The organism is Brevundimonas sp. AVps31 (genome assembly GCF_058681355.1).
The window spans coordinates 2,151,456-2,177,857 of the sequence record NZ_CM178736.1; the positions used below are offsets into that span (position 1 = coordinate 2,151,456).

Here is a 26,402-nt window from a genome sequence, read left to right on the forward strand (position 1 = left end):
AAATAACAACAGAAACGCCGCGCCAACCGGGGCCCGCGCGGCGGGGGTCATGAACCCTCGAAATCAGGAGCGCGGGCTATTACACGCTCATGTCCGACGACGCAACCGCCGTCGGACTCTTAAAGTCGGATCAGCGGCTGGTGTTCAGCGACGCCGTGGCCACGGTCGAGGCCGCCGCAGCTTCCGCCGCGACGGACGGGGAGGCCGTTTCCGTCCCGGCCACAGCGGTCGGAGCGACCTCGACCGGGATCGGCGTGATGTTCTGCGCCGTGCAGGTCGACAGGTCGCGCGCGATGTGGCGGCCCACGCAGAACATGTCTTCATAGCTGGGGCGCGAGGCCGCCAGGCACTGGAAGAGCATCAGCTTGGACATGTTCAGGCAGAACTCGCTGTTCTGCTCGACGGTCATGGCTTCGGTGTGGGTGCGATGGTCGTCGCCGCCGGCGCCGAGCGCGGCCAGGGCGGCCAGGGCCAGCGAACGGACCACGGCGGGGGTGTAGGGCGGGCCCGAGCGCGACGGGCCGATGCTGAGGCCCGAGCCCGAGTTGGCGGCGGCGAACAGGCGGGCGGATTCCTCGGCCGAAGGCAGCATCTGCGCCGCCGACAGGGCCTTGGCGCTCTGCAGGCGAACCTCGCGGTTCGGAATATGGGTGGTGGCCCAGCGGCGGCGCGGATCGCGGCGCTCCTGGATGGTGTAGGCGTCGCCCTCGACGCCGTCGGCGATGAGGACCATCGCGGCCACGTCGTGACGCAGGGTGTCGACGATCAGGCCCGCGGCGGCGTCGGCGCCCGGCAGGGTCGCGGCGGTGGCCGGGTCAGCGATGATGCGGTTGATCAGTTGCTGACGGATGGCGGGATCGACCGCATGGGTGCGCACGCCCTGTACGAACTCCGGCGATTGCAGCGCCAGGATGGAGCCATAGGCGATCATGCCGCGCGACAGCTGGGCGGGCTCATAGGCCGCGCCCTTGCGGATGGCGGCCTGGATGGCTTCGGCGTCGGTGAAGCCGCCGGGCGGGATGGTGCCCACGTCGCGCATGAAGGCGACGTAGATGGAGGCGGCCTGGGCCACGCCCTCGTTCATCGACACGGCGGGCGGCGGCGGCGGGGGGGGCGGCGGCGCGGGAGCGGGAGCCTCATCCGTGGCGCAGCTGGCCAGGATTGCGGCGGCGGCGACAGCAGCGAGCGTGAGCCCGCGGCGCATTTGACCTTTGAACATGGATAACCCCGACCTCGGCGCTCCTCCGACGGAGCACGCACCACTGACTGCCATCTATATCGCGGAGAAAAGGGTTCTCCGAGCGTTAATCCAAGCGTTGCAGGAGGTTGCGGATCACAAGGTGATGATTCTCCTCAGTCGCGAGCGCCGGCCGGCCCCGAGTTGAGCCGCTGTGTGGGCGTAGGGGCCGGCGTCGGCGCCGGCGTCGCGACCGGTGTCCGGGCGGCAGGCGCGGGGGCAAGGTCGGGCGCGGGCGTGACCGCGATACGCGGCGCGGGGGTGTCGGCCACCTCCAGTTCCGACGCGACCACCCGCCCGGCGGGCATGGCGGCGCCGCGCGTGCAGGTCGCCAGATCGCGGACGATGTGGCGGCCGACGCAGAACATGTCCTCGTAGTTGGGGCGAGAGGCCGCCAGACACTGGAACAGGTTCAGCTTGGACTCCGCCAGGCAGCCCTGACTGACCGGGTCGTTCTGCAGGGCGTCGGTGCGCGTGATCGCAGTCTCGCCGGCCTCGCCCAGAGCCGCCAGCGCGGCCAGGGCCAGGGCCCGTTCGACCACCGGCGGATAGGGCGGCGTGCGTTGCCGGTCGCTGGCGATGCCCAGACCCGTGCCGCCATGTGCGGCGGCCAGCAGGCGGACGGCGTCGGGCGCGGACGGCAGCATGGCCTCGGAGGACCGGGCCTTGGCCGCGGCCAGACGGCCTTCGCGGTCCGTCACATGGGCGATGCTCCACGACCGCCGACCATCGGCCTGGATCGCATAGGCGTCGTTCTCGATGGAGCCCGCCGCCCGGCTCAGGGCGTCGATGTCGGTGCGCAGGGCGGACATGACCAGTCCGGCGGCGGCGTCGGCGCCGGGCAGTTGCGAGGCCCAGCGGGGGTCGGCGACGATGTTGGCGGCCAGTTGCTCCCGCGCGGTGCGGTTCACGGCGTAGCGGCGGACGCTCTGCACGAACTCGGGCGATTGCAGCGCGACGATGGAGGCATAGGCCACCAGCCCGCGCGACAGCTGGGCCGGGTCATAGGCCGTGCCCTTGCGCAGGGCGACCTGGATTGATTCGGGATCGTTGAAGCCGCCCTGCAGGGCCGCCATGTCGCGGGTGAAGGCGACATAGATGGACGCGGCCTCGCCCACGCTCTGGTTCAAGGCGATGGGGGGCGGGGTGCGGGCGGCGATCTCGGCGGCGACGCGGGCGGCCTCGATCTCCGCGGCCTTTTCAGCGGCGGTCTGGGAAGCGCAGCCCGCCAAAAGGGCGGCGACAGCGAGAGCGGCCACGGCAAGGCCGCGGCTCCGGTTGGCCGTACGCATCAGAACTCCTTCGATACCCGACGCCCCCGCGCCGAATCTTCAGGCCCTAATGAGGCCGGACCAAGGACGTTCCCTCGATCAATCGAAGAGTTTCGAGACCGATTCCTCATTGGCGATGCGCCGGATGGCTTCGCCGATCAGCGGCGCGACGGACACGCGGCGGATTTTGGAGCAGGCCAGAACCTCGTCCGGCTGTTCGATCGAATCGGTGATGACCAGTTCCTTCAGCGGGCCGTCGGCCACGCGCTGGACCGCCGGGCCCGACAGGACGCCGTGGCTGATATAGGCCGAGACCTGGGTCGCGCCCTTGTCGATCAGCGCCTTGGCCGCGTTGACCAGGGTGCCGCCCGAATCGACGATGTCATCGAACAGGATGCATTCGCGCCCCGCCACGTCGCCGATGATGTTCATGACCTCGCTCTCGCCGGCCTTGGGGCGGCGCTTGTCGACGATGGCCAGATCGACGTTCAGCCGCTCGGCCAGCGACCGGGCCCGGACCACGCCGCCCACATCGGGCGACACGATCATCAGATTGCCGCGGGTGTAGCGATCCTTGATGTCCTGGGCCAGGACCGGGGTCGCCACCAGATTGTCGGTCGGGATGTCGAAAAACCCCTGAATCTGACCGGCGTGCAGGTCCATGGTCAGAACCCGGTCGGCGCCCGCGCGGGTGATCATATTGGCGACCAGCTTGGCCGAGATGGGGGTGCGGCCGCCGGTCTTCCGGTCCTGTCGGGCGTAGCCAAAATAGGGGACGACCGCCGTGATCCGCTTCGCCGACGCCCGCACCAGGGCGTCGGTCAGGATCAGCAGCTCCATCAGATTGTCGTTGGCGGGGTAGCTGGTGGACTGGATGATGAAGACGTCCTCGCCGCGGACATTCTCCTCGATCATCGCGAAGACCTCGTTATCGGCGAACCGCTTCACCTGGGCCTTGGTCAGGGGCATATCGAGGTGGGCCGCAATGGCGGCGGATAGCGTCCGGTTCGAGTTGCCAGAGAGCAGCTTCATGTCCGGTCATCCTTTCGCCGTCATCGCCCGGCTGCATATCGCCGTGGCGCTGGCGCGCTACATATCAGGGGACGCCGGGGCCACAAGGCGCGATCCACGCTTTTTGGCGCTTCTTCTCGCATTGGCGCTGCGTTGTTCACTGGTATAGAGATCGCGTCTCGTTTCCGGGGGCGCCGAAGGGCAGTTGGCCCTCGGCATCTATATTGAGGTCGTCCTTGTCCGCTTCGAAGATCCGCACCGGCCTCATTCTGACGGCCGTGGCCCTATCGGCCCTGACCATTACCGCGTGTAACCGCGGCAGTCGTCCGCGTCTGGCCTATGAAGAGCGCCCGGTCGAGGCGCTGTACAACACCGGCTACCAGCGCGTGCAGTCGCGCCGCTGGAGTGACGCCGTCGACTACTTCCAGGAAGTCGAGCGCCAGCATCCGTATTCGGAATGGTCGCGCCGCGCGATCCTGATGCAGATCTACGCCTATTATCAGGACAACCACTATCAGGAGGCGATCGCCGCGGCTGACCGCTTCATCGCCCTGTTCCCGGGCAATCCGAGCGCGCCGTACGCCTTCTACATGAAGGCGATCTGCAACTTCGAGCAGATCACCGACGTGGGCCGCGACCAGGGCTTCGCCCAGGCGGCGCTGGACGGCCTGCGCGATGTGGCGCGCCGCTATCCCGGCACCCCCTACGCCACCGATGCGACGGTGAAGATGGACATGGTCAACGACCAGCTGGCCGGCAAGGAAATGGCCATCGGCCGTTACTACCAGCGCGCCAACCAGCCGCTGGCCGCGATCAACCGCTACAAGGCGGTGCTCGACAACCCGGCCTACCAGCGCACCTCGCACACGCCGGAAGCCCTGTATCGTCTGGTCGAGGTCAATCTGACGCTGGGTCTGAAGGACGAGGCCATGCGCAACGGCTCCGTGCTGGGCTACAACTATCCGGGCAGCCCCTGGTACTCGGAAGCCTACGCCCTGCTGTCGGAAGAGGACGCCGCCCCGACCGTCGCGCCGACCGGCCAGCGCGAAAGCTGGCTGCGTCGCCTGATCCCGGGCTGACGTTTTCGATTTGTTCCGCTATCCCGGTCTTGTCCCGGGAGGCGGTTGCTCCGCATTCTCCGGCGTCGCCCGAGAAAACGATTCGCCTTGTCCCAGATTCCTGACCGCGTTTCCGGCCTGAAGCTCCCGCAAGGGAGCCTGCCGTGCTGACCGCGCTTTCCATCCGCGACATCGTTCTGGTCGATGTGCTGGACCTCGAGGTTCGGGATGGCCTGACCGTGCTGACCGGCGAGACCGGGGCGGGCAAGTCGATCATCCTGGATGCGCTGGGACTGGCGCTGGGCGCGCGCGGCGACGCCGGTCTGGTGCGCAGCGGGGCCAAACAGGCCAGCGCCACCGCCGTCTTCACCGCCCCCGACGACGCGGCCCTGATCGAGCTGATCGCCGAAAAGGGCTTTGACGTCGCGCCGGGCGAGGAGCTGATCCTGCGCCGCATCGTGGGCGCCGACGGCCGCAGCCGCGCCTTCGTCAACGACCAGCCCGCCGGCGTCACCGCCCTGCGCGAGATCGGCCAGGCCCTGGTCGAGGTGCATGGCCAGCACGAGACGGTCGGCCTGCTGGACTGGAAGACCCATCGCGCCCTGCTGGACAACTACGGCGGCCTGTCGCCCCAGCTGGAGGGCGTGGCCCGCGCCGCCGAGGGGCTGAAGACCGCCGACCGCAAGGTCGCGGATCTGAAGGCCGCCGCCGCCGACGCCGCCGCCCACACCGAGGAACTGACCCTCAACCTCGCCGACCTCGACGCGCTGGACCCCCGCGCGGACGAGGAGACCGAACTGGCCGGAGAGCGCGCCCTGCTGGGCGCCGCCGAAAAGGCCATGGCCGACCTGACCGACGCCCGCGCCTCGCTGGGCGGGGACAAGCTGTCGCGCAACCTGTCCGCCGCCCTGCGCGCGGTGGAGCACGCCCGCACCCGCGCCGCCCAGTCGGGGGCCGAAGGCGACCACCCGCTGCTGGTCAAGCTGGGCGCCGCGGCCGAGGCCATCGACCGGACGCTGGTGGAAGCCGAGGAGGCGCTGGCCTGTGTCGACGCCGCCGCCAACGCCTTCGACTTCGAGCCCGGCCGTCTGGACAAGGCGGAGGAGCGGCTGTTCGCCCTGCGCGCGGCGGCCCGCAAGCTGAACACCTCGGTCGAGATGCTGCCGGTGCTGCGCGAGCGTTTCCGAGACCAGCTTCGCCTGATCGAGGACGGCGCCGACGCGATCGCCGCCGCCGAGCGTGAGGCCGACGCGGCGCGCGAGAGCTATGATCTGGCGGCGACCTTCCTGACCTCGGCCCGGGAGGCCGCCGCAGACCGGCTGACCGCGTCGGTGATGGGGGAGCTGGGCCCGTTGAAGCTGGAACGCGCCCGTTTCCGCGTCGCCTTCGAGCCGGTGGCCGACGGCCGTCGCGGCCCGTCGGGCGTCGAGACGGTGCGGTTCGAGATCGCCACCAATGCCGGCACGCCCTTCGGCCCGCTGGACGCCATCGCGTCGGGCGGCGAACTGGCGCGCTTCGCCCTGGCCATGAAGGCCGCGCTGGCGGGACGCGAGGATCGGCGCCAGCCGGTGATGATCTTCGACGAGGTGGATCAGGGCGTCGGGGGCGCTGTGGCCGAGGCCGTCGGCACCCGCCTGCAACGCCTGTCGCAGGGCGCCCAGGTGCTGGTCGTCACCCATAGCCCGCAGGTCGCCGCGCGCGGCCACGCCCACTGGAAGGTGCGCAAGTCGGACGTCGGCGGCCAGACCGCCACCACGGTCGATGCGCTAAGCGAGGACGAGCGCCGTGAGGAGATCGCCCGCATGCTCTCCGGCGCCACGATCACGGACGAGGCGCGGGCGGCGGCGCGTGCGCTGATCGGCTGACGAACGCGGCGGGACACGTCGCGTAGCGTCGACTGCCCGGCCGGCGCTCAGCGTCGGGGCGCCACATTTGGCTTGGCGAGGGTCGCGATCACCCTGATGATTGCGCCGTCCGGGGCAGCGCCCCGTCCCATCAGGGCCAGGTCATGAGCGGTGTGGACCGTGAAGAAGCTCGACCGCCCCATCTGAGCTTCGCCGCTCTGTTCTTCCGTTTCCTGCGATTTGGCGTTCTCGCCTTCGGGGGGCCGGTCGCGCAAATCGCCATGATCCGCCGCGAGCTGGTCGATCAGGAACGCTGGATCGACAGTGGCCGCTTCAACCGGCTGCTGGCCGTGATGCAGGCCTTGCCGGGACCTGAGGCGCACGAGCTTTGCGTCCATCTGGGGATCAGGGCTCGCGGGCGGCTCGGCGGGCTGCTTGCGGGGCTGGGGTTCATGCTGCCCGGCCTCGTCCTCATGCTCCTCGCCGCCTGGGGCTACTCTGAACTGGCGGGGCGTTCCCCGGTGCTTGATGCACTCTTCTTCGGGGTTCAGGCCACCGTTCTGGCGGTCATCGTCCGGGCCGTGCATCGGATCGGCGAACACATCCTTTCCGCCGCCTCACTCTGGATCATCATGGCGGCGTCGGCGATCGCGACGTTGGCGGGCGTCAGCTTCTGGATCGTCCTCCCCGCGGCGGGGCTCTCTTGCGCCGGCGCGAGGGCCGGTCGGTGGTGGCTGGTCGCCGGCGTCCTGTCTGCGGCCCTGGCGGCGGCGCTCGTGGTCCCTGCAACCGCGATCAGGATGCCAGCGCTTCCGGCGGAAGCCACGGCGGCGACGACGCTTGCGCTCTTCTTGACCGGCTTGAAGGGCGGGCTTTTTACGTTCGGAGGCGCCTACACCGCCATTCCTTTCGTCAGGACGGACACGGTGGGACGCGGCTGGGCGACAGACGCCCAGTTTCTCGACGGGGTTGGACTTGCGAACGTTCTGCCCGCGCCTCTGGTGATATTCGCAACCTTCGTGGGCTGGATGAGCGGGGGGTTGCCCGGGGCGTTGGCCATCACCGCCGGCATGTTTCTGCCGGCGTTCGCCTTTTCGATGATCTTCTATGAACGACTGGAGCGTGTCGTCGAGAGCGAGCGGCTTCACACCTTTCTGACCGGAGTGGCCGCCGCTGTCGTGGGCCTCATCGCCGTTACAGCGTTCCAGCTTGGAGCGGCCGCCGTGGCGGATACGCCAAGCCTGCCGGTCACCGCAGCCCTGTTCATCGCCGCTCTGGCGATCGTCTATGCCTGGAAGAGCCGGTTCAGCGCGCCGGTTGTCCTGGCTGCCGGAGCCGCCGTCGGGGCGTTCCTGCTGCGCTGAGATCCGCTGTCATCGCACCCGTCGAAACCCGCTGGTCCCGGACCTAGCCCTGCAGCACCTTGCGCAGGGCGGTGTGGATGTCGGTGTTGGCCGCGAGGACCTGTTTGCCGTTTTTCGGATCGCCGTCCACGTCGATGGTGGTGACGATGCCGCCCGCCTCGGTGACGAACAGGATGCCCGCCGCGACGTCCCACGGCTGCAGGTTACGCTCGTAGAAGGCGTCGTAGCGGCCCATGGCGACCCAGGCGAAGTCCAGGGCGGCGGAGCCCAGACGGCGGATGCCCGCGACGCGCTGGCCGACGGCGTGGATGTCCTTGATCGACTGGGCGTGGCCGGTCTTGCCGATGAAGGGCAGGCCGGTGGAGACCAGGCTGTCGGCAAGGTCGCGACGTCCGGCGACGCGGATGCGCCCATCGTTCAGGTAGCAGCCCTTGCCTTTTTCAGCCCAGAACATCTCGTTCATGACCGGGTTGTAGGTCACGCCCGCCACGATTTCCGAGCTGCCGTCCGGCGCGAAACGCTCAAGCGCCACGGTGATGGCGAAGTGAGGCATGGCGTGGATGAAGTTGGTGGTGCCGTCGATGGGATCGACGATCCAGCGGTGCGACTTGTCCGAGCCCTCGATCGGGCCGCGTTCCTCGCCGAGGAAGCCATAGCCCGGACGCGCCTTCATCAGCAGTTCATACAGGGTGTCTTCGGCCTTGATGTCGGCGGCGGTGACGAAGTCGCCGGGACCCTTGCGGGAGGTCTGCAGCTCGGCGACTTCACCGAAGTCGCGCAGCATCGGGCGGGCGGTCTTGCGGACCGCGTCCATCATGACGGTGAGCAGGGCGGAGGCGAGGGCCATCGGGAATCTCCTGGTCCGCATGTCCTGAAAAGGCGCTGTGGCCCGGAGATGCGGAGAAGTTCAAACGCTAACCGGCTCCGACGGAGCCGGTGAAGTGATTAGTGGACAGTGATGAGTGGATGAAAGGGGCGTCGTCAGAGACGCTGCCAACCACTAATCACCAACCACGCGGCGAAGCCGTTCAGTCCGCGCGGCGGACGTATTCGCCGGTCGCGGTGTCGACGACGATCTTTTCGCCGACGCCCATGTAGGGCGGGATCATGATGCGGACGCCGTTGTTGGCGATCGCGGGCTTGTAGGACGACGAGGCAGTCTGGCCCTTCACGGTGGGCTCGGTCTCGACGACTTCCAGATTGACCTGGTCAGGCAGGGACAGACCGATCGGACGGTCCTCGTGCATCTCGATGACGACCTTCATGCCTTCCTGCAGGTAGGGGATGCGTTCGTCGCCGACCCAGTCCTTCTGCAGTTCGATCTGCTCGTAGTTTTCGGCGTTCATGAAGACCAGGCTGTCGCCGCCGTCGTACAGGTAGGAGAAGTCCTTCTGTTCCAGGGTGACGCGCTCGACCTTGTCTTCCGACCGGAAGCGCTCGTTCAGCTTGTTGCCGGTTTCGAGGTTCTTGGCCTCGACGTTGGCGAAGGCGCCGCCCTTGCCGGGCTTGACGTGGCTGGCCTTGGTGACGACCCACAGGCCGCCGTTGTGCTGCAGGACCATGCCGGGCTTGATGGTGTTGCCGTTAATCTTGGCCATGGATGTCTCGGAAGGTTGAGGCGCAGCCCTTGCGGCGCGCGCGAGCGGGCGCAGTCCGTAAAGGAAGCCGTGGCTTACGGCAAGCTGGGGCGCGCCGGTGGGCGGCGCCGCAGTAAGAAGTGAGAGGCGAATATTGGGTGGGACGGCAGGCGCCGCCGCGACTCACCCGTCACTTTTCACCACTCACCCACTGTCAGTGCATCGTCGCCCGCGCTTCGTCCGCCTTGCGATCGATGGCGTTCAGCATCCGGGTGCCGCCGCCGATGGGGGCGGCCAGCTTGCCGGCGTCGGGGTCCAGACGGCGGGCCTCGTGGGCGAAGGCGGCGGCCAGACCGGCCGAGGCCATGGCCGCGCCGATCTGCAGCATGCGTCCGGCCGGTCGCGCGGCCAGCCACAGGGCGTTCACGGCCTGGGTCGCGGCCCACAGGGTCAGGGCGGCGTTGCGTCGCGGCTGGGACGGGGCGTTCCAGACCCGCACGGCCGACAGGCTGGTGGCGGAGAAGACGGCGGGCACGATCATGCTCATGGCCCCGCGCGGACGCTCGGTCACCGGACGCGCGCCGTTGCGCAGGTCCGCCGCCGAGAGCCGGGGGCTCAGGGCTTTCTGGGCCAGCAGGGTCGCCGCCAGCGCGAAGCCGGCGGTGACCGCCACGCCCAGCAGCACATGACCGAGACTGCGGTCTTCGGCATTCAGGAATCCGGTCGCGGCGTCCTGCACGTCGTCGAACACATCATCAATATCGGTCATCAGAGCCTCCAAGCTTGAGGAGGGAATGAGCCGGACGGGGCGGGGTTCCGCCATTCATTTTCCCTCCCCCATGTGGGGAGGGATGTCGGCGCCCCAGCGACGACAGGGTGGGGGACCGAGCGGCGGTGCAGCCGCTCCCCACCCGTCCCGCTTCGCGGTCCACCCTCCCCGGAAGGGGAGGGAGACGTCGCGATCAGTTCCCCGTCGCGCTCTTGTCCGGGGCGATCTCGGTCATGGCGGATTGCAGGTAGTTCTGCTCGCCCAGCTGTTCGATCAGCTTGTGCTGGGCCTCGAGGAAGTCGATGTGCTCCTCGGTGTCGGCGAGAATGCGCATGACCAGATCGCGGCTGACATAGTCGCGGGCGGCCTCGAACTGGGTGACGGCGGCGACGACCACGTCGCGCGAGCCCAGCTCCAGCTGCAGGTCGGCGCCCAGGCATTCGAAGACGTTCTCGCCGATCTTGAGCTTGTGCAGGTCCTGCAGGTTCGGCAGGCCGTCGAGGAAGAGCACGCGCTTGATCAGCATGTCGGCGTGTTTCATCTCGCCGATGCTCTCGTCATAGATGATCTGGCCGAGGTGCTTCAGGCCCCAGCTTTCGAACATGCGGGCGTGCATGAAATACTGGTTCACCGCCGTCAGTTCGTTGGTGAGGATCGCATTCAGCGTCCGGATGATCGCGGGGTCGCCCTTCATGGTCGTCGTCCTTGCGGTAGCCGCGCCTCCACCATTCGGAGTCGCCTGATTTCCCGCCGTTCATAACACGGGACCAACGCCGTATGTTCACTTGCGAACATTTCTCACAACATTGAAATTGCGAGTAAAAATCGCCCGCAGGCGGCGTTGAGAACGCTACTCAGCCGCGAGGGCGTAGGCCTGACGGGTGTCCTGTATCATCTGGCGCATTTCGCACACGCATTTGGCGCACTGGGCCTGGCACTGGTGCCGGGCGAAGACGTCGCGCGGACGGGTGGCGCCGGCCTCGATGGCCGAGGCGACGTCACGCTTGCGAAGGCCGTTACAGTTGCAGACGTACACGGAAGGCGAACCCACTGGATGCGAATGGTTCGCTATAGCAGGCGGATTAAGGCGACTGCAAGTCGTTCGCAGGCCGGGCGGATTGACGCGGGGCTCATGGCATCGCACTTCCCGCCCATGGCCAGAGAACCCGTCGTCCCGCCGCGCCCGCCCTGTGCGCTGTATCTGATCACCCCGCCGGCGATCCCGGACCTGCCCGCCTTTGCGAAGACGCTGGGCGAGGTGCTGGATGCGGGCGCGGTGGCGGCGCTGCAGATCCGGTTGAAGGACGTGGATGACGCCGCGGTGCTGGCGGCGGTGGCGGTGCTGGCGCCGGTGGCCCAGTCGCGCGGCGTGGCGGTGATCCTGAACGACCGGCCCGACCTGGCGAAGACATTGGGCTGCGACGGCGTCCATGTGGGACAGTCTGACGCATCCTATGCCGAGGCGCGCCGGACGATGGGGCCGGACGCCATGATCGGGGTGACCTGTCACGACAGTCGCGAACTGGCGATGGACGCGGCCGAGGCGGGGGCGGACTACGTCGCCTTCGGGGCCTTCTTCCCGACCACGACCAAGGCCACGGAACACCGGCCCGAGCCGGAAATCCTGACGATCTGGCAGGAGACGGTCGAGACGCCCTGCGTCGCCATCGGCGGGATCACCGCGGCCAATGCCGCCGATCTGGCCCGCGCCGGAGCCGACTTCGTGGCCGTCAGCGCAGCGGTCTGGGGTCATCCCGACGGTCCCGCCGCGGCGGTTCGTGAACTCGATCAGGTGCTTGCGACGGCCTTCTGACCTTCAGGGGATGTTAGGGAGACCCCGGTTAGCTAGCGGACCTCTCGTCGACTGCCGGACCTGAACATGATCATGAGCCGTGTGCTCGAGCCCACGCCTGCCGCCGTGACCAAGGCGGCGCCCGCGCGTCCGCTGACCGCCGGCGCCGGGGCCACGAGCGGCATCGGTCAGCCGCTGGCGCCCATCTTCACCGCCATGGCGGTGATGGTCCTGACCATTCTGGCCCTGACCTTCGCCCGGACCGCCGACATGGTCGCCGCCTTGTGGGGCGCAGGCGGCGTGGCGGTGGCGGTGTGGCTGCGCACGTCGCGCGGGCCGCTGTACGATCTCTGCTTCGGCGCGCTGGTGGCCTGTGGCCTGGCCGCGGGCAACCTGCTGGCCGGCAATTCCACCAGCACCTCGGTCATGTTCACCTTCGCGAACATGCTGGACATCTATGTCGCCGTCCTGCTGGCGCGACGCTTCGCCCCGACCCTGAACCTGGCCAGCGTGGAGGGCTGCGCCCGCTTCCTGATCAGCGCCGCCGTGATCGCGCCCCTGCCGGCGGCGGCTCTTGTCGGCGGCACCCTGTACTGGATCAACGGCGCCGACTTCTTCGAAACCGCCCAGACCTGGTGGTTCGGCCATGCGCTGAGCATCGCCGTGGTCTCCAGCTTCGGTCTGGCGATCACCCGCCGCGAAATCGTGCGGCTGCGGTCTCCCGTCCGCGCGACCGAGGCGGTGGTTCTGCTCAGCCTGCTGACCGTCGCCAATCTGCTGATCTTCGGCATGCAGTCGCTGCCGATCAGCTTCCTGACCCTGCCGTTGCTGCTGCTGATCGCGGTGCGCCTGCGCCTGTTGGGCGTGACGGCGGCGCTGCTCATCATCAGCGTACTGGCCATCGGCGGCAGCATGTTGGGCCACGGCCCCTACGCGGCCGCCTTCCAGGGCGCCGATCGCGCCATGATGGCCCAGCTGCTGGTGCTGTTCGGCTATCTGCCGATCATGCTGGTCGCCGCCCTGCTGGAGGAGCGCGATCGCCTGTCGGACCGCGCCAAGGCCGGTCAGGTTCGCGCCGAGCGGGCGTCGGCGGCCAAGTCGCGCCTGCTCGCCAATGTGGCGCACGAGATCAAGAGCCCCGTCGGCGGCATCATCGGCATCGGCGAGCTGTGGCGCGCGGGACAACTGGGTCCGGTCACCCCGACCCAGACCGAGATGGCCGAGATGCTGGTCAAGACCGCCCGGCAGGTCGAGGCGCTGGCGCACGATCTGCTGGATGTGGCGCGCGCCGAGTCCGGCGCCGTGAAGGTCGAACTGCGTCCCACCGACGTGCCCGGCGTGCTGGACGACGTGCGTCGCGCCACGGCCCTGCGCCCGGAGGCCCAGGGCATCCGCATCGATCTGATCAGCGAAGGCGATGGCCTGGTCGCCCTGGCCGACTCCCAGCGTCTGACCCAGGTCGTCAGCAACCTGACCTCCAACGCCGTGAAGTACGGCGGTTCGGGCGGGGTGGTCGTGCTGCGCGCCACGCGCATCCACGACGGCGTCCGGATCGAGATCATCGACCGCGGTCCCGGCCTGTCGCCCGAGAAGCAGGCCCAGCTGTTCGAGCCGTTCAACCGTCTGGGCCTTGAACGCTCGACGGTCGAGGGACACGGCATCGGACTGGCGCTGGCCAAGCGTCTGGTCGAACTGCAGGGCGGAACGATCGGCGTGTCTTCGACGCCGGGCGAGGGCGCGATCTTCTGGGTCGAGCTGCCGTCTGCCTGATCGGGCCTTGCCGTCGCCGCAGTCAGGGGCGAAGGTCGCGGCCATGAAACTCACCGTCGCGTCCGCCGCCCTCCTGCTTCTCGCCGGAGCCTCGCCCGTTCTGGCCCAGACGGCGCCCGCCGGCGCCCCCGCCAATGATCTCACCCGCGACCTGAATGCCGGTCCGCCCGCCGCCGCGACCTATCTGGCGCCGTCTCCCGCGCCGTCGGCGTCTCCTGCGCCCGTCGTGACGCCGGCCCCGGCGACCGTGGCGCCGCGCCCGGCTCCGGTGACCATCCCGCGTCCGGCCGCGTCCACGCCCGCACCCGTCACGGCGACGCCGCGTCCGGCGACGCCCGCCCCGGCAGCCGCAGCGCCGCGTCCGTCCTCTGCGACGACGGCCCCGACCGCCGCTGCGCCGGCGACGGCAACCCCCGCCGCGCCCGTCTCGGAGCCGGCCCCGCCGCCGCCCGCGCCCAATGTGCCGACGGTGACCGTGCTGGACGCGACCGCGCGCGCGGCCCTGCCGTTCTCGGTCGATCTGCCCGCGGGCTTCCAGATCGTGACGGGCCGTCCCGGCCCGGACTTCAAGATCTATACGATCCGGCGCGGCGAGCGCTCGTTTGCGATGGTCTATGCCGGCCCGGCCTCGCAGTTCCCGATCTACACCGGCGAACAGGTGCAGGCCGGCGGCCGCACCAGCATCGTCGCCACCGAGGAGGGCCAGCGTCACGCCATGGAGCATCTGTTCCAGCGCGCCGACGCGCCGCGCGAGGTCCACGTCTGGACCATGAGCCTGGACGGCGCCGACCGGGCGCTGGCTGAACAGATCGCCCAATCGGTCGATATTCGCTAGGGCGTCAGCCCTCCGACCAGACCGCCAGTTCGTTGCCCGCAGGGTCGCGGAAGTGGAAGCGGCGGCCGCCGGGGAAGTCGAAAATCGGCTTCACCACGGTCCCGCCCGCCGCCTCGACCCTGGCCAGCATGGCGTCGAGGTCGTGGGCGTACAGGACGGGCAGGGGCGTCTTCGTCGCCTCCGCGGCATCGGCGTCGAAACCGCCGTCCAGTCCTTCGTTGAAGGCCGCGTACGTCGGCCCGTAGTCCACGAAGGTCCAGCCGAAGGCCGCGCCGTAGAAGGTCTTCACCGTCGGCAGGTCGCCGCCCGGCAGTTCGAGATAATCCAGCTTGCCGTCTTCGCGCATCAGGGTGTGTCCAGTGGAAGGATATGGCGACAGAACATATCGGGAACGATAGATCAACGGCCAAGCTGGGGTCCACGCTCGTTCACCGTCCCGCTTGCCAGCCGCCGCCATCCACGCCAATCTGCGACTCGTTATCAATCGCAGGAGTGGGCTGATGATCGTGCTGACCACGGGACCGGCGTCCCTGACCCGTCTGATGCAGGCGGACGCCGCGCCGCGATTACAGCACTTCGCGCCGCGACAGGTGCAGGACCATGGCGACGAGCGCCAGCAGGCCGACCCCGCCGCCCAGCCCCAGCGCCGTGGTCAGGCGCCACGCTTCTGACGACAGCATGTTGACCGGCATCTGCCAGGGCAGGAAGGCGCCCTGTTTGGCGGAGGTCGCCACCACGGCGAAGAAGGTCCCGCCGATCCCGACCACGAGGCCGGGCACGAAGCTGGCGTAACGCAGGGCGGTCCACAGCTGGATCGCGACCAGCAGCAGCGCCGCCACGAACATCATCGTCAGGGTCTTTGCATGGCCCGCCAGATCCAGCGGCCCGGTCGGCGCCTTGTTCGGCTGGATCGCCGCGCCGGCCGTCACCGCCAGCCAGGTCAGGGCCAGCACCGCGGCACTCATCGCCGCCACCACCGCCAGCACGCAGATCGCCTTGGCCGCGTAGAGTTTCCAGCGCGGGACGGGCAGGGCGCGCAGATGGTCCCAGCTTTTCGGCCCATGCTCCATATGCGCCACCAGCGCGGTCAGGGCGGTCACGCTCATCGGCAGCATGAAGAAGGCCCAGATGGCGGCGGCGCTCTGCAGCCACATCTGCCACGGCTGGGCCTCGTCCATTCTCAGGACGTTGAAGAAGGTGAAGACGGCGATAAGCGACGGGGCGGCGATGGCCAGCACCGCGGCCAGCGAGCGGTTCAGCTTGCGGGCCTCGACGGACAGAACGGTGAGCATCAGACGGTCTCCGGTTCAGGGCTGGGGGTGGATACGTCGCGGTAGATGCCTTCCAGCGACCGGGCGCGCGGCCCGATGGAGAAGACGGCCAGATCGGCCTCGACAAGGGCGCGGTTCAGGGCGGCCGAGGCCGCGCGCGCGTCCTCGCCGGGCTTGAGCCGGGCCACCGCGCCGTCCTCGGTCAGGGTCAGATCAAAGCCGCGCGCGGTCGCCAGGGCGGCGGCGCGCGGCAGGTCGTCCGTCTGGAACGCGATCTCGGGCGCGAGATCGGCCTTCAGCCGGTCCAGTTCGCCCTCCAGCACCAGCCGGCCCTCGCTGAGGATGCCGACGTGGGTCGCCGTCTGTTCGATCTCGCCCAGCAGGTGGCTGGACAGCAGCACCGTCGCCCCGGTCCGTTCGGGCAGGGCCTTGAGGAAGCGGCGCATGTCGGCGATGCCGTCCGGGTCCAGCCCGTTGGTCGGCTCGTCGAGGATCAGCACCGGCGGCGCGCCCAGCATGGCGCGGGCGAGGCCCAGGCGCTGGCGCATGCCCAGCGAATAGTCGCTGACCCGGCGGTTGGCGTTCGCGGTCATCTCGACCACCTCCAGCACCCGGTCGATCTCGGTCTTCGGCAGACCCAGCAGGGTGCGGGTCAGATCCAGATTTTCGCGGCCCGACAGGTTTCCGTAAAAACCGTGCGCCTCCAGCAGCGCCCCGACGCGTCGCGCCGCGCCCAGCCGGTCGCGCGCCACATCGATCCCGTCGATCATCGCCTGACCACCGGTCGGGGCGATCAGGCCCAGCAGCATCTTCAGCGTCGTCGTCTTGCCCGCGCCGTTGCGGCCCAGAAAGCCGTAGACGGCCTTGTCGGGCACCGTCATCGACACGGCGTCGACGGCCAGATGGTGTTTGAACCGGCGCGTCAGGCCGTGGGTTTCGATGGCGGCGGGCATGGGCGGCGCTCCGGTTCCGTTTAAGTCAGATATAAAGTTGCGAAGGGCGCGTCTTTAAGTCAAGATTAAAGACAAGACATCTTCCGGAGCCTCTTATGTCCGCCGCCGACATCGATCGTTTTCGCACGCGCTGCCGTCAGTTCCGCTGGCTGGCGGTCTTCATGGTGTGCAGCGTCGGGCTGCTGTTGGCCGCGATGCATGTCATCGTCCCGATCGTGTTTCTGGCCAAGGGCGACGACTATCCGTTGCTCAGCGCATGGCTGGCCAGCGTTGTGATGGCCCTGCCGAACGTCTTCTACCTGTTCGCCGTCTGGTCCATCGGCTCGGCGCTGGGGCAGTTGGGAAAGGGGAGGCTGATCCAGCCTGTGCTGGCCGGCGTCCTGCGCCGTGTCGGGCTGGCGCTCGGCTTCGGCGGGCTGCTCAGCGTGTTCGGCGTGACCAACCTGGTGCGGCTGGTCGAGGGCGGTCGGGGCAGCTGGGCCTATTTCGATGTGTCGGGCATGACGCTGGGCATGATCGGCGGGGCCCTGTTCCTGCTGGGGCGAGTCATGGAACAGGCGGCGCGGGTTCAGTCCGAACTCGATGACATGATCTGATGCCCATTCGCGTGACCCTCGACCAGCTGATCGTCCGCAAGGGGCTGAAGGCGCGCGACCTGGCGCAGCAGGTGGGCCTCAGCGAGACCCAGCTGTCCCTGTTCCGCTCCGGCAAGGTGAAGGGCATCCGCTTCCGCACCCTGGCCAAGCTGTGCGCGGCGCTGGAGTGCCGGCCGGCCGACCTGCTGGACTATGATTTCGACGCGGCGGACCTGCTGGGGGACGAGGAGGAGTAGGGCTGTGACGCCCGGTCGCGGCAACCCTTCAGGGGCCCGCACCGTATCAGCTCCATGCACCGTCGCGCCCTTCTGGCCTCCTCCCTCGCCCTGATCCCTGTCGCGGCGTGTGGCGAGACCGCGTCCGCCCTCCTGCCGCAGCGGACGACCACCGGTCTCGATCCGGCCCTGCTCGCGCAGGCGCTCGCGGCGGCGGAGCAACTGCCGCGTCTGCACAGCGTCATCGTCGCCCGCGATGGGCAGGCGCTGGCGGAACAGGTCTTTCGCGGTCCGGGGCTCGACACTCCGGTCAATATCAAGTCGGCGTCCAAGTCGGTGCTGGCGGCGCTGGGCGGGATCGCCATCGGGCAAGGGGTCTTTACCGGCGTGGACCAGCCCATCTCGGCCTTCCTGTCCGACCGCTTCCCGACCGGCCCGGACCCGCGGCTGGCGACCGTGACCATCGGCAACCTGTTGTCGATGCAGGCGGGGCTGGGTTCCACCTCCGGGGCCAACTACGGCTCATGGGTCTCCAGCCGGGACTGGGTTCGCTACGCCCTGGCCCAGCCGTTCGAGGCCGAGCCCGGCGGGCGGATGATCTATTCGACCGGGACCTCCCACCTGCTGTCCGCCGCCCTGACCCGGGCCAGCGACCGCTCGACCCTGGCCAACGCCCGCGACTGGCTGGGCGAACCGATGGACATCGACATCCCGTCCTGGCCCGCCGACCCGCAGGGCATCTATTTCGGCGGCAACGACATGCGGCTGTCGCCCCGCGCCCTGCTGAAGTTCGGTGAACTCTACCGGAATGACGGCCTGCATGAGGGTGTTCGCGTGCTGCCCGAGGCCTGGGTGCGGGACTCGTGGAACGGCCGCGGGACGTCGCGCTGGAGCGGCAACCCCTACGGCTACGGCTGGTGGCTGCGGCGATCCGGAGGCCATGACGTCCGCTTCGCCTGGGGGTATGGCGGGCAGATGGTGTTTGTCGTGCCGGACCTGCGGCTGACGGTGGTCATGACCTCGGACCCGTCGCCGGTCCGGCGGCGCGACGGTCACGTCGATCGCCTGCACGCCCTGCTGGATCAGGGCTTCATCCCCGCCGCCGAAACGGGCGCCGCGACGGCCTAGACCCAGCCCTGGCGGGCGCTCCAACGCAGCACCAGCTCCGGCCAGACCGCCGCCGGCCTGCCGGCGATCAGGCGGATGCCGAAGCCGTGGCCGCCTTCCTGAAACAGATGCGCCTCCGCCTTCACGCCCGCGGCCTTCAGCGCGGTCAGCAGCTGCAGGCTGTTCTCCACCGGCACGGCTTCGTCATCCATGGCGTGCAGCAGGAAGACCGGCGGGCGACCGCTCCAGTCCATCCGCTCCAGCGAATAGCGGGCGATCGCCTCCGCAGGCGGCGTCTGTCCCAGCATCTCGGCGCGCGACCCGGCATGCACAAACGGGTCGGCCAGGGTCGCCACCGGATAGAGCAGGATCGACAGGTCGGGGCGGAGGGAGGCGGCGTCGGCGTCGTCCACCGGGGCATAGGTCGGATCCGCACGCGCCGTCAGCATCCCGGCCAGATGCCCGCCCGCCGAGGCGCCCAGCACCGCCACCCGTGTCGGGTCCAGCCCGTGCGCTGTCGCCTGCGCCCGCACCAGCCGTAAGGCGCGCTGGGCGTCCTGAAGCGGCGCGTCCGGCCCCGCCGCCCAGCCGTCACCGGGCAGGCGGTAGCGCAGGACGAAACAGGTGATCCCGGCCGCCGCGAACACCCGCGCGCAGTCCAGCCCCTCCTTGTCCACCACCGCCCATTTATAGCCCCCGCCGGGGATCAGCAGCAGGGAGGCTCCGTTCGCTCGCTCGGGCCGCAGGACGGTCAGGATCGGGTCGGTGGTGTAGCGGGCGAAGCGGTCGTGGAAGGCCGGGTCGGTCGAACGCTCGGTCACTTGCGGGGTGACGGTGACCCGCTCGCCGCCGGGCGCGCCGGAGGGCCAAAGGCGGATCGTTTCGCTCGGGTCGGGCGGGGCGACAGCCTGCGACACCGGTGTCATCGCCAGGGCGGGAAGGGGCGTGGCGGCGGCTGCGGCCAGGCCGAGCGCGCCTCTACGGGTCGTGATCATGGGAGGCCTCCGGGAGGGGAGGCTAGGTCGGAGACGTCCTTGCGCCAAGTCCTTCTCCCCTCGGGGGAGAAGGTGGGCGGCGGAGCCGCTCGGATGAGGGGGGCTTTGTCAGCGTCGCAAATGGAAAGGGGGAAGCCGTCGCCGGCCTCCCCCTCATCCGTCTCGCTCCGCGAGCCACCTTCTCCCCCGTAGGGGAGAAGGAAAACTCAAACCAGCTCGACCGCCATCGCCACGGCCTCACCGCCGCCGATGCAGAGGCTGGCCACGCCCTTGGTCCCGCCGCGCGCCTGAAGCGCCGCCAGCAGGGTGGACAGGACCCGCGCGCCCGAGGCGCCGATGGGGTGGCCCAAGGCGGTGGCGCCGCCGTTCACGTTCAGCTTCGCGTGGTCGATGCCCAGTTCGCGCATGGCGATCATCGGCACCACGGCGAAGGCCTCGTTGACCTCCCACAGGTCCACGTCCTCGACCGACCAGCCGGCCTTGGCCAGCGCCTTGCGGATCGCGGCCACGGGGGCGGTGGTGAAGAGGGCCGGTTCATGGGCGTGGGCCGAGTGGCTGACGATCCGGGCCAGGATGGGCATGCCCAGGGCCTTGGCCACGCTTTCGCGCGTCACCACCAGCGCCGCTGCGCCGTCCGAGATGGAGGCGGAAGAGGCAGCGGTGATGGTGCCGTCCTTCGCGAAGGCGGGCTTGAGGTTGGGGATTTTGGACGGATCGGCCTTGGCGGGCTGTTCGTCCTCGCGGACCGTGACCGGGCCCTTGCGCGTCTGGACCTCGACCGGAACCACTTCGCCCGCGAAGGCGCCGCCGGTGACGGCCGCGTTGGCGCGGCTCAGGCTTTCGATGGCGTAGGCGTCCTGATCCTCGCGGGTGAACTGGTACTCATTGGCCGTGTCCTGGGCGAAGGACCCCATGGGCTTGCCGGCCTGATAGGCGTCCTCCAGCCCGTCCATCATCATCGAGTCGACGATGACGTCGTGGCCGATGCGGGCGCCGCCGCGGTGCTTGTTCATCAGATAGGGGGCGCCGGTCATCGACTCCATGCCGCCCGCCACGATGATGTCGGCCGAGCCGGCCTTGATCGAGTCGGCGGCCATCATCACGGCCTGCAGGCCCGAGCCGCACATCTTGTTCACCGTCGTCGCCTCGACATGCTGGCCGAGGCCCGCGCCGATGGCGGCCTGACGGGCCGGCGCCTGGCCGAGACCGGCGGGCAGGACGCAGCCCATATAGATCTGTTCGATCTTCTCGGGCGCGACGCCCGCGCGCTCGACCGCGGCCTTGACCGCGACGGCGCCCAGTTCGGTGGCCTTCACGCCCGAGAGGGCGCCCTGGAACCCGCCCATGGGGGTGCGGGCGAAGGAACAGATGACGACGGGATCAGACATCGAGAGCATCCTCTAAAAAAACCTACGGCGGCTAGATCGTCTCTTTCGTCCCTCGACGCAAGTGACTTTGCCGCAGTGCACAATCAGCCGGCGGCCGGGACGAACGCCGGCAGCCAGTCGGGGCGGCGCACCCGTACAGGACGCCCGTCCACGGTCAACTGGCCGTCCAGCCGGTCCATCCGCACCAGCGCCATGACCATGCCGTCGCGCCCGCTCAACACCTCTCCGGCGCGCAGCTCGCCGTTCAGCACCTCGGTTCCGAAGGGCGGAGGCGGGCCGTCGAACTCCAGCGCCAGCATCCGGTTCTTGATCGTCCCCCGCCGTTTCATGCGCGAGGTCGTCTCCTGGCCGATGAAGCAGCCCTTCTGGAAGTCGATGCCGTTCAGCAGGTCGAAATCGGCCTCGATGGGATAGGTGGTGTCCGGCGGCGCGTCCGCGCTGGGGTCCGGCGCGCCGACGATGAGCCGGTGCGCCTGCCAGTCGTCCTCGGAGGCGTTGGTCTCAAGCGCGCCGCCATAGCGCCGCCCGCCCAGCGCCGGCTCACGCGGATCGATGGCGAAGCCTTCGACGGCGCCGTTCCAGCCGACGAAGACCGGGCGGTCATCGGCCTCGACGGTCACGGCGGCGCGCAGCCTGTACATCGACAGCCGCTGGAGGAGGGCGTCGCGGCGATCGGCGGCGACGTCGAGCAGGACGGCTTCAGGCTCGCCGAAGATGAACAGGTCGAACAGGAGCTTGCCCGGGGGCGACAACAGGGCGCCGAACCGCAGTTCGCCCTCGGTGATCGTCTCCACATCCTGCGTCAGGAGATTGTGAAGGAAGGGTTTGGCGTCCGGTCCACTGACCCGGATGAGGGCGCGGGACGTCAGGCGGGCGATGCGCGTGGTCATGGGAGGGTAGATAGGAGCGGTGCGCGCATCGGGCCAGCGCCCCATTTTGCTATCGTCATCCTCCGGCAAGCCGCGCAACGGCGCAGACCGGAGGACCCAGTGGCGCCGCGAAGGCGGCGAAACACTGGAGTCGAAGCCGAAGCAATGGCGCTCCCGACAGCTTCGCGCTCTCGCGCGCCGCTGGGTCCTCCGGTCTTGCTACGCTGGTCGAAGGATGACGACAGCTGGCGGGGGCGTCATTCCCCCACCGCATACCGCGCCACCACCCCGTCCGGCTGCCAGTCGTGCTGTTCCAGCCGATCCAGCGATCGCACGACCCGATCCACGAACGCTGCCGGATCGCCCGCCTCGACCGCCGGGCGCAGCCACTCGGTCACCACCGCCCGCGCCGGGAAGAAGCCCACCGGCCCCGGCACGCTCAGCGCGACCTCGATCCCCTCGGCCAGCCAGCCCGCGATCACGGCGAAGAATTCCTCCGACGCCAGGAAGTCGCTGCGGCGGATGACATACAGGGTGATGATCCCCTCATCGACGCCGTCGGGGCGCACGATCACGCCGCTGCGGTCGGGCCGCCAATCGTCGTCCAGTTCGATCACCCGCCACAGGCAGAACCATATCCGGCAGGTCTGCGGCCGGATCGCGTGGACGCTGCACCCGGCGCCGTTGACGCAATAGCCGCACAGCTCGCCCGTCGGCTTGGCCAGTTCGGGCAGGTCCAGCGGGATCACCCGGCAGCATTCGACGCAACCGCCGCATTCACGGCCGGGGAGAAGGGGAAGGCTCATCCTACAGGCACGTACCCCAGGTCGGCGTGCCGGGGCGAGCCACGGTCTCGTCGATAAAGGTTCGAAGCTCGTTCACCGGCATCTGGCTCAGGCCCTCTACAAGGCCGTCAGCGACGCTCGCTTCGCAGACTTCAGCTTCGGGGCGGCCGACGTTGGCCTGTTCCCGCTTGAACGCCTCGAACTGGGCCTGCGTGATGTCGGAATTTTCCCTGACATAGGTGTCCAGCCGCTCGACCGACCGCGCCAGTTCGGCTTTCATCTCAACACTGGCTCCGGTCGGACAGCGCTCAACCACATCCGCGACGAAGCTGTAGATCGCCCAGGCGCAGATCACGCCTTCGCCCGGCGGCTTTTCGCGTTGTGTCCGGGCCGGTGCGCTGCTGAACGCGGTCAGGCCCGTGGCGGCGATGATCACCAGAGTGATCAGGCTCAGGGGACGGCGCATCGGTCTCTCCGGTTTCGTCCACACGAACCTACGCATTCACAACGGGAAAGCCATCATGTCCCGCTGACGTGACGAGAATCCCTGTACAATCGCGTCATGGCGGGCCGATTTCCCATTCTCTACCTCGCCGAGGCCGGCGCCGACGACGCCGTGATGTCCTCGGGCGTGCTGGCGTATCTGGTCGACGCCATGCCGCAGGCCAGCTTCACCATTGTGGGCTCGCCGCAGAGCGCGCCCCTGTTCGCCGACACCCCGCGCCTCGACAAGCTGATCGTGCTGGAGAAGGAGGGCCGGCTGGAGTGGCTGGGCCTGTGGAACCAGGTCCGCGCGATCAAATGGGGCCTGATCGTCGACATGCGCGGCACCACCTTCTCGGGCAAGCTCAGCCGCCAGAAGCGGGCCGTGCGCGGCAAGGACGAGGCGGGTTTTCACAAGGTCGAGCTGGCCGCCCGCGTGCTGCAGCTGGACGAGGTCCCTCCGCCGAGACTGTTCGTCTCCGACGCCACCCGGTCGTCGATCGAGGCCCTGCTGCCCGGTGACGGCGCGCCCCTGCTGGTCATCGCGCCGGGAGCGGACTGGATGGGCCGCGAGTGGCCGTCCGAACGCTATGCCGGTCTGGCTGCGACCCTGACCAATGACGGCCCGCTGGCCGGAGGGCGGGTGGTCGTCATCGGCGCCGCCGCCGACAAGGACGCCGGCCACACCATCCGCCTGGCCATGCCGCGAAACCGCACCACCGAACTGCCGGGCAAGCTGACGCCGGTGCAGGCGCTGGCGGTGCTGGAGCGGGCGAAACTCTATCTGGGCGGCGACTCGCTGTGGACCCAATTGGCCGTGGCCGCGGGCGCGCCGGTCGTGGCCGCCTACGGCCCGTCGGACGATACCGTGCGCGGTCCCTGGGGCGGCGTCGTGGTGCGCGGTCCCCGCTCGGTGGACGAGTTCCGCAAGATCGACCCGGGCCTGAACCAGGCCATCCTGCACATGAACGAGGTCCCGGCCGACCGCATGCTGAAGGCGGCGAAGAAGGTGCTGGCGCGCTAAAGCGCGGTCGCGGGGGGGGAGAAGAGCTTTTTTCCCGCCCGCCCCCTGCCTTCCGCCCGCTTTCAGACTATTCAGACCGTCCATGACCTATGACCTGATCGTTCGTGGCGGCGAAGTCGCCAACCATGCCGGGCGCGGCCTCGCCGACGTCGGCGTCATCGACGGCAAGATCGCCTTTATCGGGGACCTGTCGCAGGCTTCGGCGGGCGAGGTGTTCGACGCCACGGGGCTGACGGTCCTGCCGGGGGTGATCGACACCCAGGTCCACTTCCGTGAGCCGGGGCTGGAGTGGAAAGAGGATCTGGAGACCGGTTCACGCGCCGCGGCGCTGGGCGGGGTCACCGCCGTGTTCGAGATGCCGAACACCGAACCCAACACCACCGATCCGGCGACGCTGGAAGACAAGCTGGACCGCGCCCGCGACCGCATGTGGACCGACCACGCCTTCTATATCGGAGGCACGCACGAGAACGCGAAATACCTGGCGGAGCTGGAGCGCCTGCCGGGCTGCTGCGGGGTCAAGGTCTTCATGGGCGCCTCGACCGGCACCCTGCTGGTGGCCGACGACGACGGCGTGCGCGAGGTGCTGCGCCATGTGAAGCGCCGCGCCACCTTCCACTCCGAGGATGAATACCGGCTGGTCGAGCGTCGTCCGCTGGCCCGCACCGGCGACTGGACCAGCCATCCGGAGGTCCGCGACCCCGAGAGCGCCATCATGTCCACCCGCCGTCTGGTCGGGCTGGCCCGAGAGACCGGCGCCCGCATCCACGTGCTGCACGTCACCACGGCGGAGGAGATCGAGTTCCTGGCCAAGAACAAGGACGTCGCCACCGTCGAGGTCACGCCCCAGCACCTGACGCTGGACGGGGACGAGGCCTATGACCGCCTCAAGGGTCTGGCCCAGATGAACCCGCCGATCCGCAACAACTATCACATCGCCGGCCTGTGGCGCGGGGTGGAGCAGGGCGTTGCCGACGTGCTGGGCTCGGACCACGCGCCGCATACGCTGGAAGAGAAGGCGCGGCCGTATCCGGCCTCGCCGTCGGGCATGCCGGGTGTGCAGACCCTGGTGCCGGTCATGCTGACCCACGTCGCAAACGGCCGGCTGACGCTGGACCGCTTCATCGACCTGAGCAGCCACGGCGCCAATCGCGTCTTCGGCATCGCCGGCAAGGGCCGGATGGCCGAGGGCTATGACGGCGACCTGACCATTGTCGACCTGAAGGCGAAGCACGTCCTGAAGCACGCCGACATGGCCACCCGCTCGGGCTGGACCCCGTTCGACGGCTTCGAAGCCACCGGTCAGGTCAAGGCCACCATCGTGCGCGGTCGCGTCGTCATGCGCGACGGCGAACTGCAGGGCGCGGCCCACGGCCGTCCCGTCCGCTTCCAGGAGACCCTCGCCTGATGAAACTCGAAGACCAGATCGTCCTCGTCACCGGCGGGGCGCGCGGCGTCGGCGCCGCGACCATCCGCGCCTTCGCCCGGGAGGGTGCGCGCGTGGTCATCAATTTCCGCGCCAGCGAGGACGCCGCCCGCGAACTGGTCGACGAATTCCCCGAACAGGCCGTCGCCTTCCGCGCCGACGTCACCGACCGCGAGGCGGTGCACGAGATGGTCGCCTTGGCCGAGGACGTGTTCGGCTCGCCCGTGACGACGGTGGTCAACAACGCGCTGGACTACAGCTTCAACGGCGAGGCCCGGTCCAAGCTGAACGATATCGAGTGGTCGGAGATCGAGGACCAGTTCGCCACCGTCGTGCGCGGCGCCCTGAATGTCATCCAGGCGACAGCGCCCGGCATGGCCGGGATCGGTTTTGGCCGGATCATCAACATCGGCACCAACCTGTTCCAGAACCCGGTGGTGCCCTACCACGACTACACCGCCGCCAAGGCCGCCCTGCTGAGCCTGACCCGGACGGCGTCGGGTGACCTCGGTCCGCAGGGGATCACGGTCAACATGGTCTCGGGCGGCCTGCTGCGCACCACTGACGCCAGCAAGGCGACCCCGGAAGCGGTCTTCGACCTGATCGCCGGCATGACCCCGCTGCGCACGGTGACGACGCCGGAAGAGTTCGCCGACGCCGTCCTGTTCTTCGCCTCGCCCTGGAGTCGGGCGGTGACGGGGCAGAACCTGGTGGTGGATGGCGGGCTGGTGCGGGACTGAGATCGAGCGGCAGCGGGCCTGA

At 69.1% G+C, this 26,402-nt stretch carries 28 protein-coding genes; 12 read left to right on the forward strand and 16 right to left on the reverse strand.

The features are described 5' to 3' along the window. Window positions 1–130: 130 nt before the first annotated feature. The 3 genes from ACW174_RS10410 to ACW174_RS10420 form a co-directional block, all read right to left on the reverse strand. The gene (locus tag ACW174_RS10410) at window positions 131–1,219 is read right to left on the reverse strand and encodes a hypothetical protein (RefSeq protein ID WP_492014360.1); all 1,089 of its coding nucleotides are present in this window, start codon (window positions 1,217–1,219) and stop codon (window positions 131–133) included. 134 nt (window positions 1,220–1,353) lie between these two features. Continuing rightward, window positions 1,354–2,529, reverse strand: a complete 1,176-nt coding sequence (locus tag ACW174_RS10415; RefSeq protein WP_492014361.1) for a hypothetical protein — start codon at window positions 2,527–2,529, stop codon at window positions 1,354–1,356. A gap of 78 nt (window positions 2,530–2,607) precedes the next feature. Next, window positions 2,608–3,540 carry a ribose-phosphate pyrophosphokinase gene (locus ACW174_RS10420; protein ID WP_492014362.1) on the reverse strand — a complete coding sequence of 311 codons (933 nt, stop codon included), beginning with the start codon at window positions 3,538–3,540 and terminating at the stop codon, window positions 2,608–2,610. Window positions 3,541–3,755: 215 nt separating this feature from the next. On the opposite strand from ACW174_RS10420, the gene ACW174_RS10425 reads away from it, so the two are divergent. The 3 genes from ACW174_RS10425 (at window position 3,756) to chrA (ending at window position 7,785) form a co-directional block, all read left to right on the forward strand. Further along, window positions 3,756–4,598 carry an outer membrane protein assembly factor BamD gene (locus ACW174_RS10425; RefSeq protein ID WP_492014363.1) on the forward strand — a complete coding sequence of 281 codons (843 nt, stop codon included), beginning with the start codon at window positions 3,756–3,758 and terminating at the stop codon, window positions 4,596–4,598. 143 nt (window positions 4,599–4,741) lie between these two features. Then, a complete protein-coding gene (gene recN / locus ACW174_RS10430) occupies window positions 4,742–6,442 on the forward strand; it encodes a DNA repair protein RecN (RefSeq protein WP_492014364.1) in 1,701 nt (566 codons plus the stop codon). Between the two features lie 143 nt (window positions 6,443–6,585). Beyond that, entirely contained in the window at window positions 6,586–7,785 is a 1,200-nt protein-coding gene (chrA, locus tag ACW174_RS10435; protein ID WP_492014365.1) for a chromate efflux transporter, read from the forward strand. A gap of 43 nt (window positions 7,786–7,828) precedes the next feature. Here chrA and ACW174_RS10440 read toward each other — a convergent pair whose 3' ends face one another. The 5 genes from ACW174_RS10440 to ACW174_RS10460 form a co-directional block, all read right to left on the reverse strand. Then, on the reverse strand, window positions 7,829–8,632 hold the full coding sequence (locus tag ACW174_RS10440; protein WP_492014366.1) for an inositol monophosphatase family protein: 804 nt from the start codon (window positions 8,630–8,632) through the stop codon (window positions 7,829–7,831). A gap of 181 nt (window positions 8,633–8,813) precedes the next feature. After that, window positions 8,814–9,383, reverse strand: a complete 570-nt coding sequence (gene efp / locus ACW174_RS10445; protein ID WP_492014367.1) for an elongation factor P — start codon at window positions 9,381–9,383, stop codon at window positions 8,814–8,816. Window positions 9,384–9,576: 193 nt separating this feature from the next. After that, complete coding sequence (locus ACW174_RS10450; RefSeq protein ID WP_492014368.1) at window positions 9,577–10,131, reverse strand: tryptophan-rich sensory protein; 555 nt, start codon at window positions 10,129–10,131, stop codon at window positions 9,577–9,579. Between the two features lie 193 nt (window positions 10,132–10,324). Further along, window positions 10,325–10,825, reverse strand: a complete 501-nt coding sequence (bfr, locus tag ACW174_RS10455; protein WP_492014369.1) for a bacterioferritin — start codon at window positions 10,823–10,825, stop codon at window positions 10,325–10,327. A gap of 156 nt (window positions 10,826–10,981) precedes the next feature. Further along, complete coding sequence (locus tag ACW174_RS10460) at window positions 10,982–11,167, reverse strand: (2Fe-2S)-binding protein (RefSeq protein WP_492014370.1); 186 nt, start codon at window positions 11,165–11,167, stop codon at window positions 10,982–10,984. Between the two features lie 117 nt (window positions 11,168–11,284). Here ACW174_RS10460 and thiE point away from each other — a divergent pair, with 117 nt between their 5' ends. The 3 genes from thiE (at window position 11,285) to ACW174_RS10475 (ending at window position 14,528) form a co-directional block, all read left to right on the forward strand. Further along, on the forward strand, window positions 11,285–11,944 hold the full coding sequence (thiE, locus tag ACW174_RS10465) for a thiamine phosphate synthase (protein WP_492014371.1): 660 nt from the start codon (window positions 11,285–11,287) through the stop codon (window positions 11,942–11,944). Between the two features lie 72 nt (window positions 11,945–12,016). Then, window positions 12,017–13,693, forward strand: a complete 1,677-nt coding sequence (locus ACW174_RS10470; protein ID WP_492014372.1) for a sensor histidine kinase — start codon at window positions 12,017–12,019, stop codon at window positions 13,691–13,693. 43 nt (window positions 13,694–13,736) lie between these two features. After that, on the forward strand, window positions 13,737–14,528 hold the full coding sequence (locus ACW174_RS10475; RefSeq protein WP_492014373.1) for a hypothetical protein: 792 nt from the start codon (window positions 13,737–13,739) through the stop codon (window positions 14,526–14,528). Between the two features lie 4 nt (window positions 14,529–14,532). Here the strand turns inward: ACW174_RS10475 and ACW174_RS10480 are convergent, their stop codons facing one another. The 3 genes from ACW174_RS10480 to ACW174_RS10490 all read right to left on the reverse strand — a co-directional run bounded on the left by ACW174_RS10480 (window position 14,533) and on the right by ACW174_RS10490 (window position 16,752). After that, a complete protein-coding gene (locus ACW174_RS10480; RefSeq protein WP_492014374.1) occupies window positions 14,533–14,874 on the reverse strand; it encodes a VOC family protein in 342 nt (113 codons plus the stop codon). Between the two features lie 220 nt (window positions 14,875–15,094). Continuing rightward, a complete protein-coding gene (locus tag ACW174_RS10485; protein WP_492014375.1) occupies window positions 15,095–15,820 on the reverse strand; it encodes an ABC transporter permease in 726 nt (241 codons plus the stop codon). After that, window positions 15,820–16,752, reverse strand: a complete 933-nt coding sequence (locus ACW174_RS10490; protein ID WP_492014376.1) for an ABC transporter ATP-binding protein — start codon at window positions 16,750–16,752, stop codon at window positions 15,820–15,822. The genes ACW174_RS10485 and ACW174_RS10490 overlap by 1 nt, the downstream gene beginning before the upstream one ends. Before the next feature lie 95 nt (window positions 16,753–16,847). Between ACW174_RS10490 and ACW174_RS10495 the strand changes: the two genes are divergently transcribed. From ACW174_RS10495 to ACW174_RS10505, 3 genes are read left to right on the forward strand one after another with little or no spacing between them, the layout of a single operon-like run. Further along, window positions 16,848–17,348 (forward strand): DUF2975 domain-containing protein, encoded by a 501-nt coding sequence (locus ACW174_RS10495; protein ID WP_492014377.1) that lies wholly within the window; start codon window positions 16,848–16,850, stop codon window positions 17,346–17,348. Continuing rightward, window positions 17,348–17,584, forward strand: coding sequence for a helix-turn-helix domain-containing protein (locus tag ACW174_RS10500; RefSeq protein WP_492014378.1), 237 nt, complete (start codon window positions 17,348–17,350; stop codon window positions 17,582–17,584). The genes ACW174_RS10495 and ACW174_RS10500 overlap by 1 nt, the downstream gene beginning before the upstream one ends. Window positions 17,585–17,638: 54 nt before the next feature. Next, window positions 17,639–18,691, forward strand: coding sequence for a serine hydrolase domain-containing protein (locus tag ACW174_RS10505; protein ID WP_492014379.1), 1,053 nt, complete (start codon window positions 17,639–17,641; stop codon window positions 18,689–18,691). Here the strand turns inward: ACW174_RS10505 and ACW174_RS10510 are convergent. From ACW174_RS10510 to ACW174_RS10530, 5 genes are all read right to left on the reverse strand, one after another. Then, the gene (locus tag ACW174_RS10510) at window positions 18,688–19,665 is read right to left on the reverse strand and encodes an alpha/beta hydrolase (protein WP_492014380.1); all 978 of its coding nucleotides are present in this window, start codon (window positions 19,663–19,665) and stop codon (window positions 18,688–18,690) included. The genes ACW174_RS10505 and ACW174_RS10510 overlap by 4 nt on opposite strands. Before the next feature lie 206 nt (window positions 19,666–19,871). Beyond that, entirely contained in the window at window positions 19,872–21,062 is a 1,191-nt protein-coding gene (locus ACW174_RS10515; RefSeq protein WP_492014381.1) for a thiolase family protein, read from the reverse strand. 74 nt (window positions 21,063–21,136) lie between these two features. Then, the gene (ygfZ, locus tag ACW174_RS10520; protein ID WP_492014382.1) at window positions 21,137–21,943 is read right to left on the reverse strand and encodes a CAF17-like 4Fe-4S cluster assembly/insertion protein YgfZ; all 807 of its coding nucleotides are present in this window, start codon (window positions 21,941–21,943) and stop codon (window positions 21,137–21,139) included. Window positions 21,944–22,179: 236 nt separating this feature from the next. Continuing rightward, the gene (locus tag ACW174_RS10525; protein ID WP_492014383.1) at window positions 22,180–22,728 is read right to left on the reverse strand and encodes a CxxCxxCC domain-containing protein; all 549 of its coding nucleotides are present in this window, start codon (window positions 22,726–22,728) and stop codon (window positions 22,180–22,182) included. Between the two features lies 1 nt (window position 22,729). Continuing rightward, window positions 22,730–23,173, reverse strand: coding sequence for a hypothetical protein (locus ACW174_RS10530; protein WP_492014384.1), 444 nt, complete (start codon window positions 23,171–23,173; stop codon window positions 22,730–22,732). A 96-nt stretch (window positions 23,174–23,269) separates the two neighbouring features. On the opposite strand from ACW174_RS10530, the gene ACW174_RS10535 reads away from it, so the two are divergent. The 3 genes from ACW174_RS10535 to ACW174_RS10545 all read left to right on the forward strand — a co-directional run bounded on the left by ACW174_RS10535 (window position 23,270) and on the right by ACW174_RS10545 (window position 26,380). Then, window positions 23,270–24,214, forward strand: a complete 945-nt coding sequence (locus ACW174_RS10535; protein ID WP_492014385.1) for a glycosyltransferase family 9 protein — start codon at window positions 23,270–23,272, stop codon at window positions 24,212–24,214. Between the two features lie 82 nt (window positions 24,215–24,296). Further along, window positions 24,297–25,622, forward strand: a complete 1,326-nt coding sequence (locus ACW174_RS10540; protein ID WP_492014386.1) for a dihydroorotase — start codon at window positions 24,297–24,299, stop codon at window positions 25,620–25,622. Further along, window positions 25,622–26,380 carry a 3-oxoacyl-ACP reductase gene (locus tag ACW174_RS10545; RefSeq protein ID WP_492014387.1) on the forward strand — a complete coding sequence of 253 codons (759 nt, stop codon included), beginning with the start codon at window positions 25,622–25,624 and terminating at the stop codon, window positions 26,378–26,380. The genes ACW174_RS10540 and ACW174_RS10545 overlap by 1 nt, the downstream gene beginning before the upstream one ends. Window positions 26,381–26,402 lie beyond the last annotated feature (22 nt).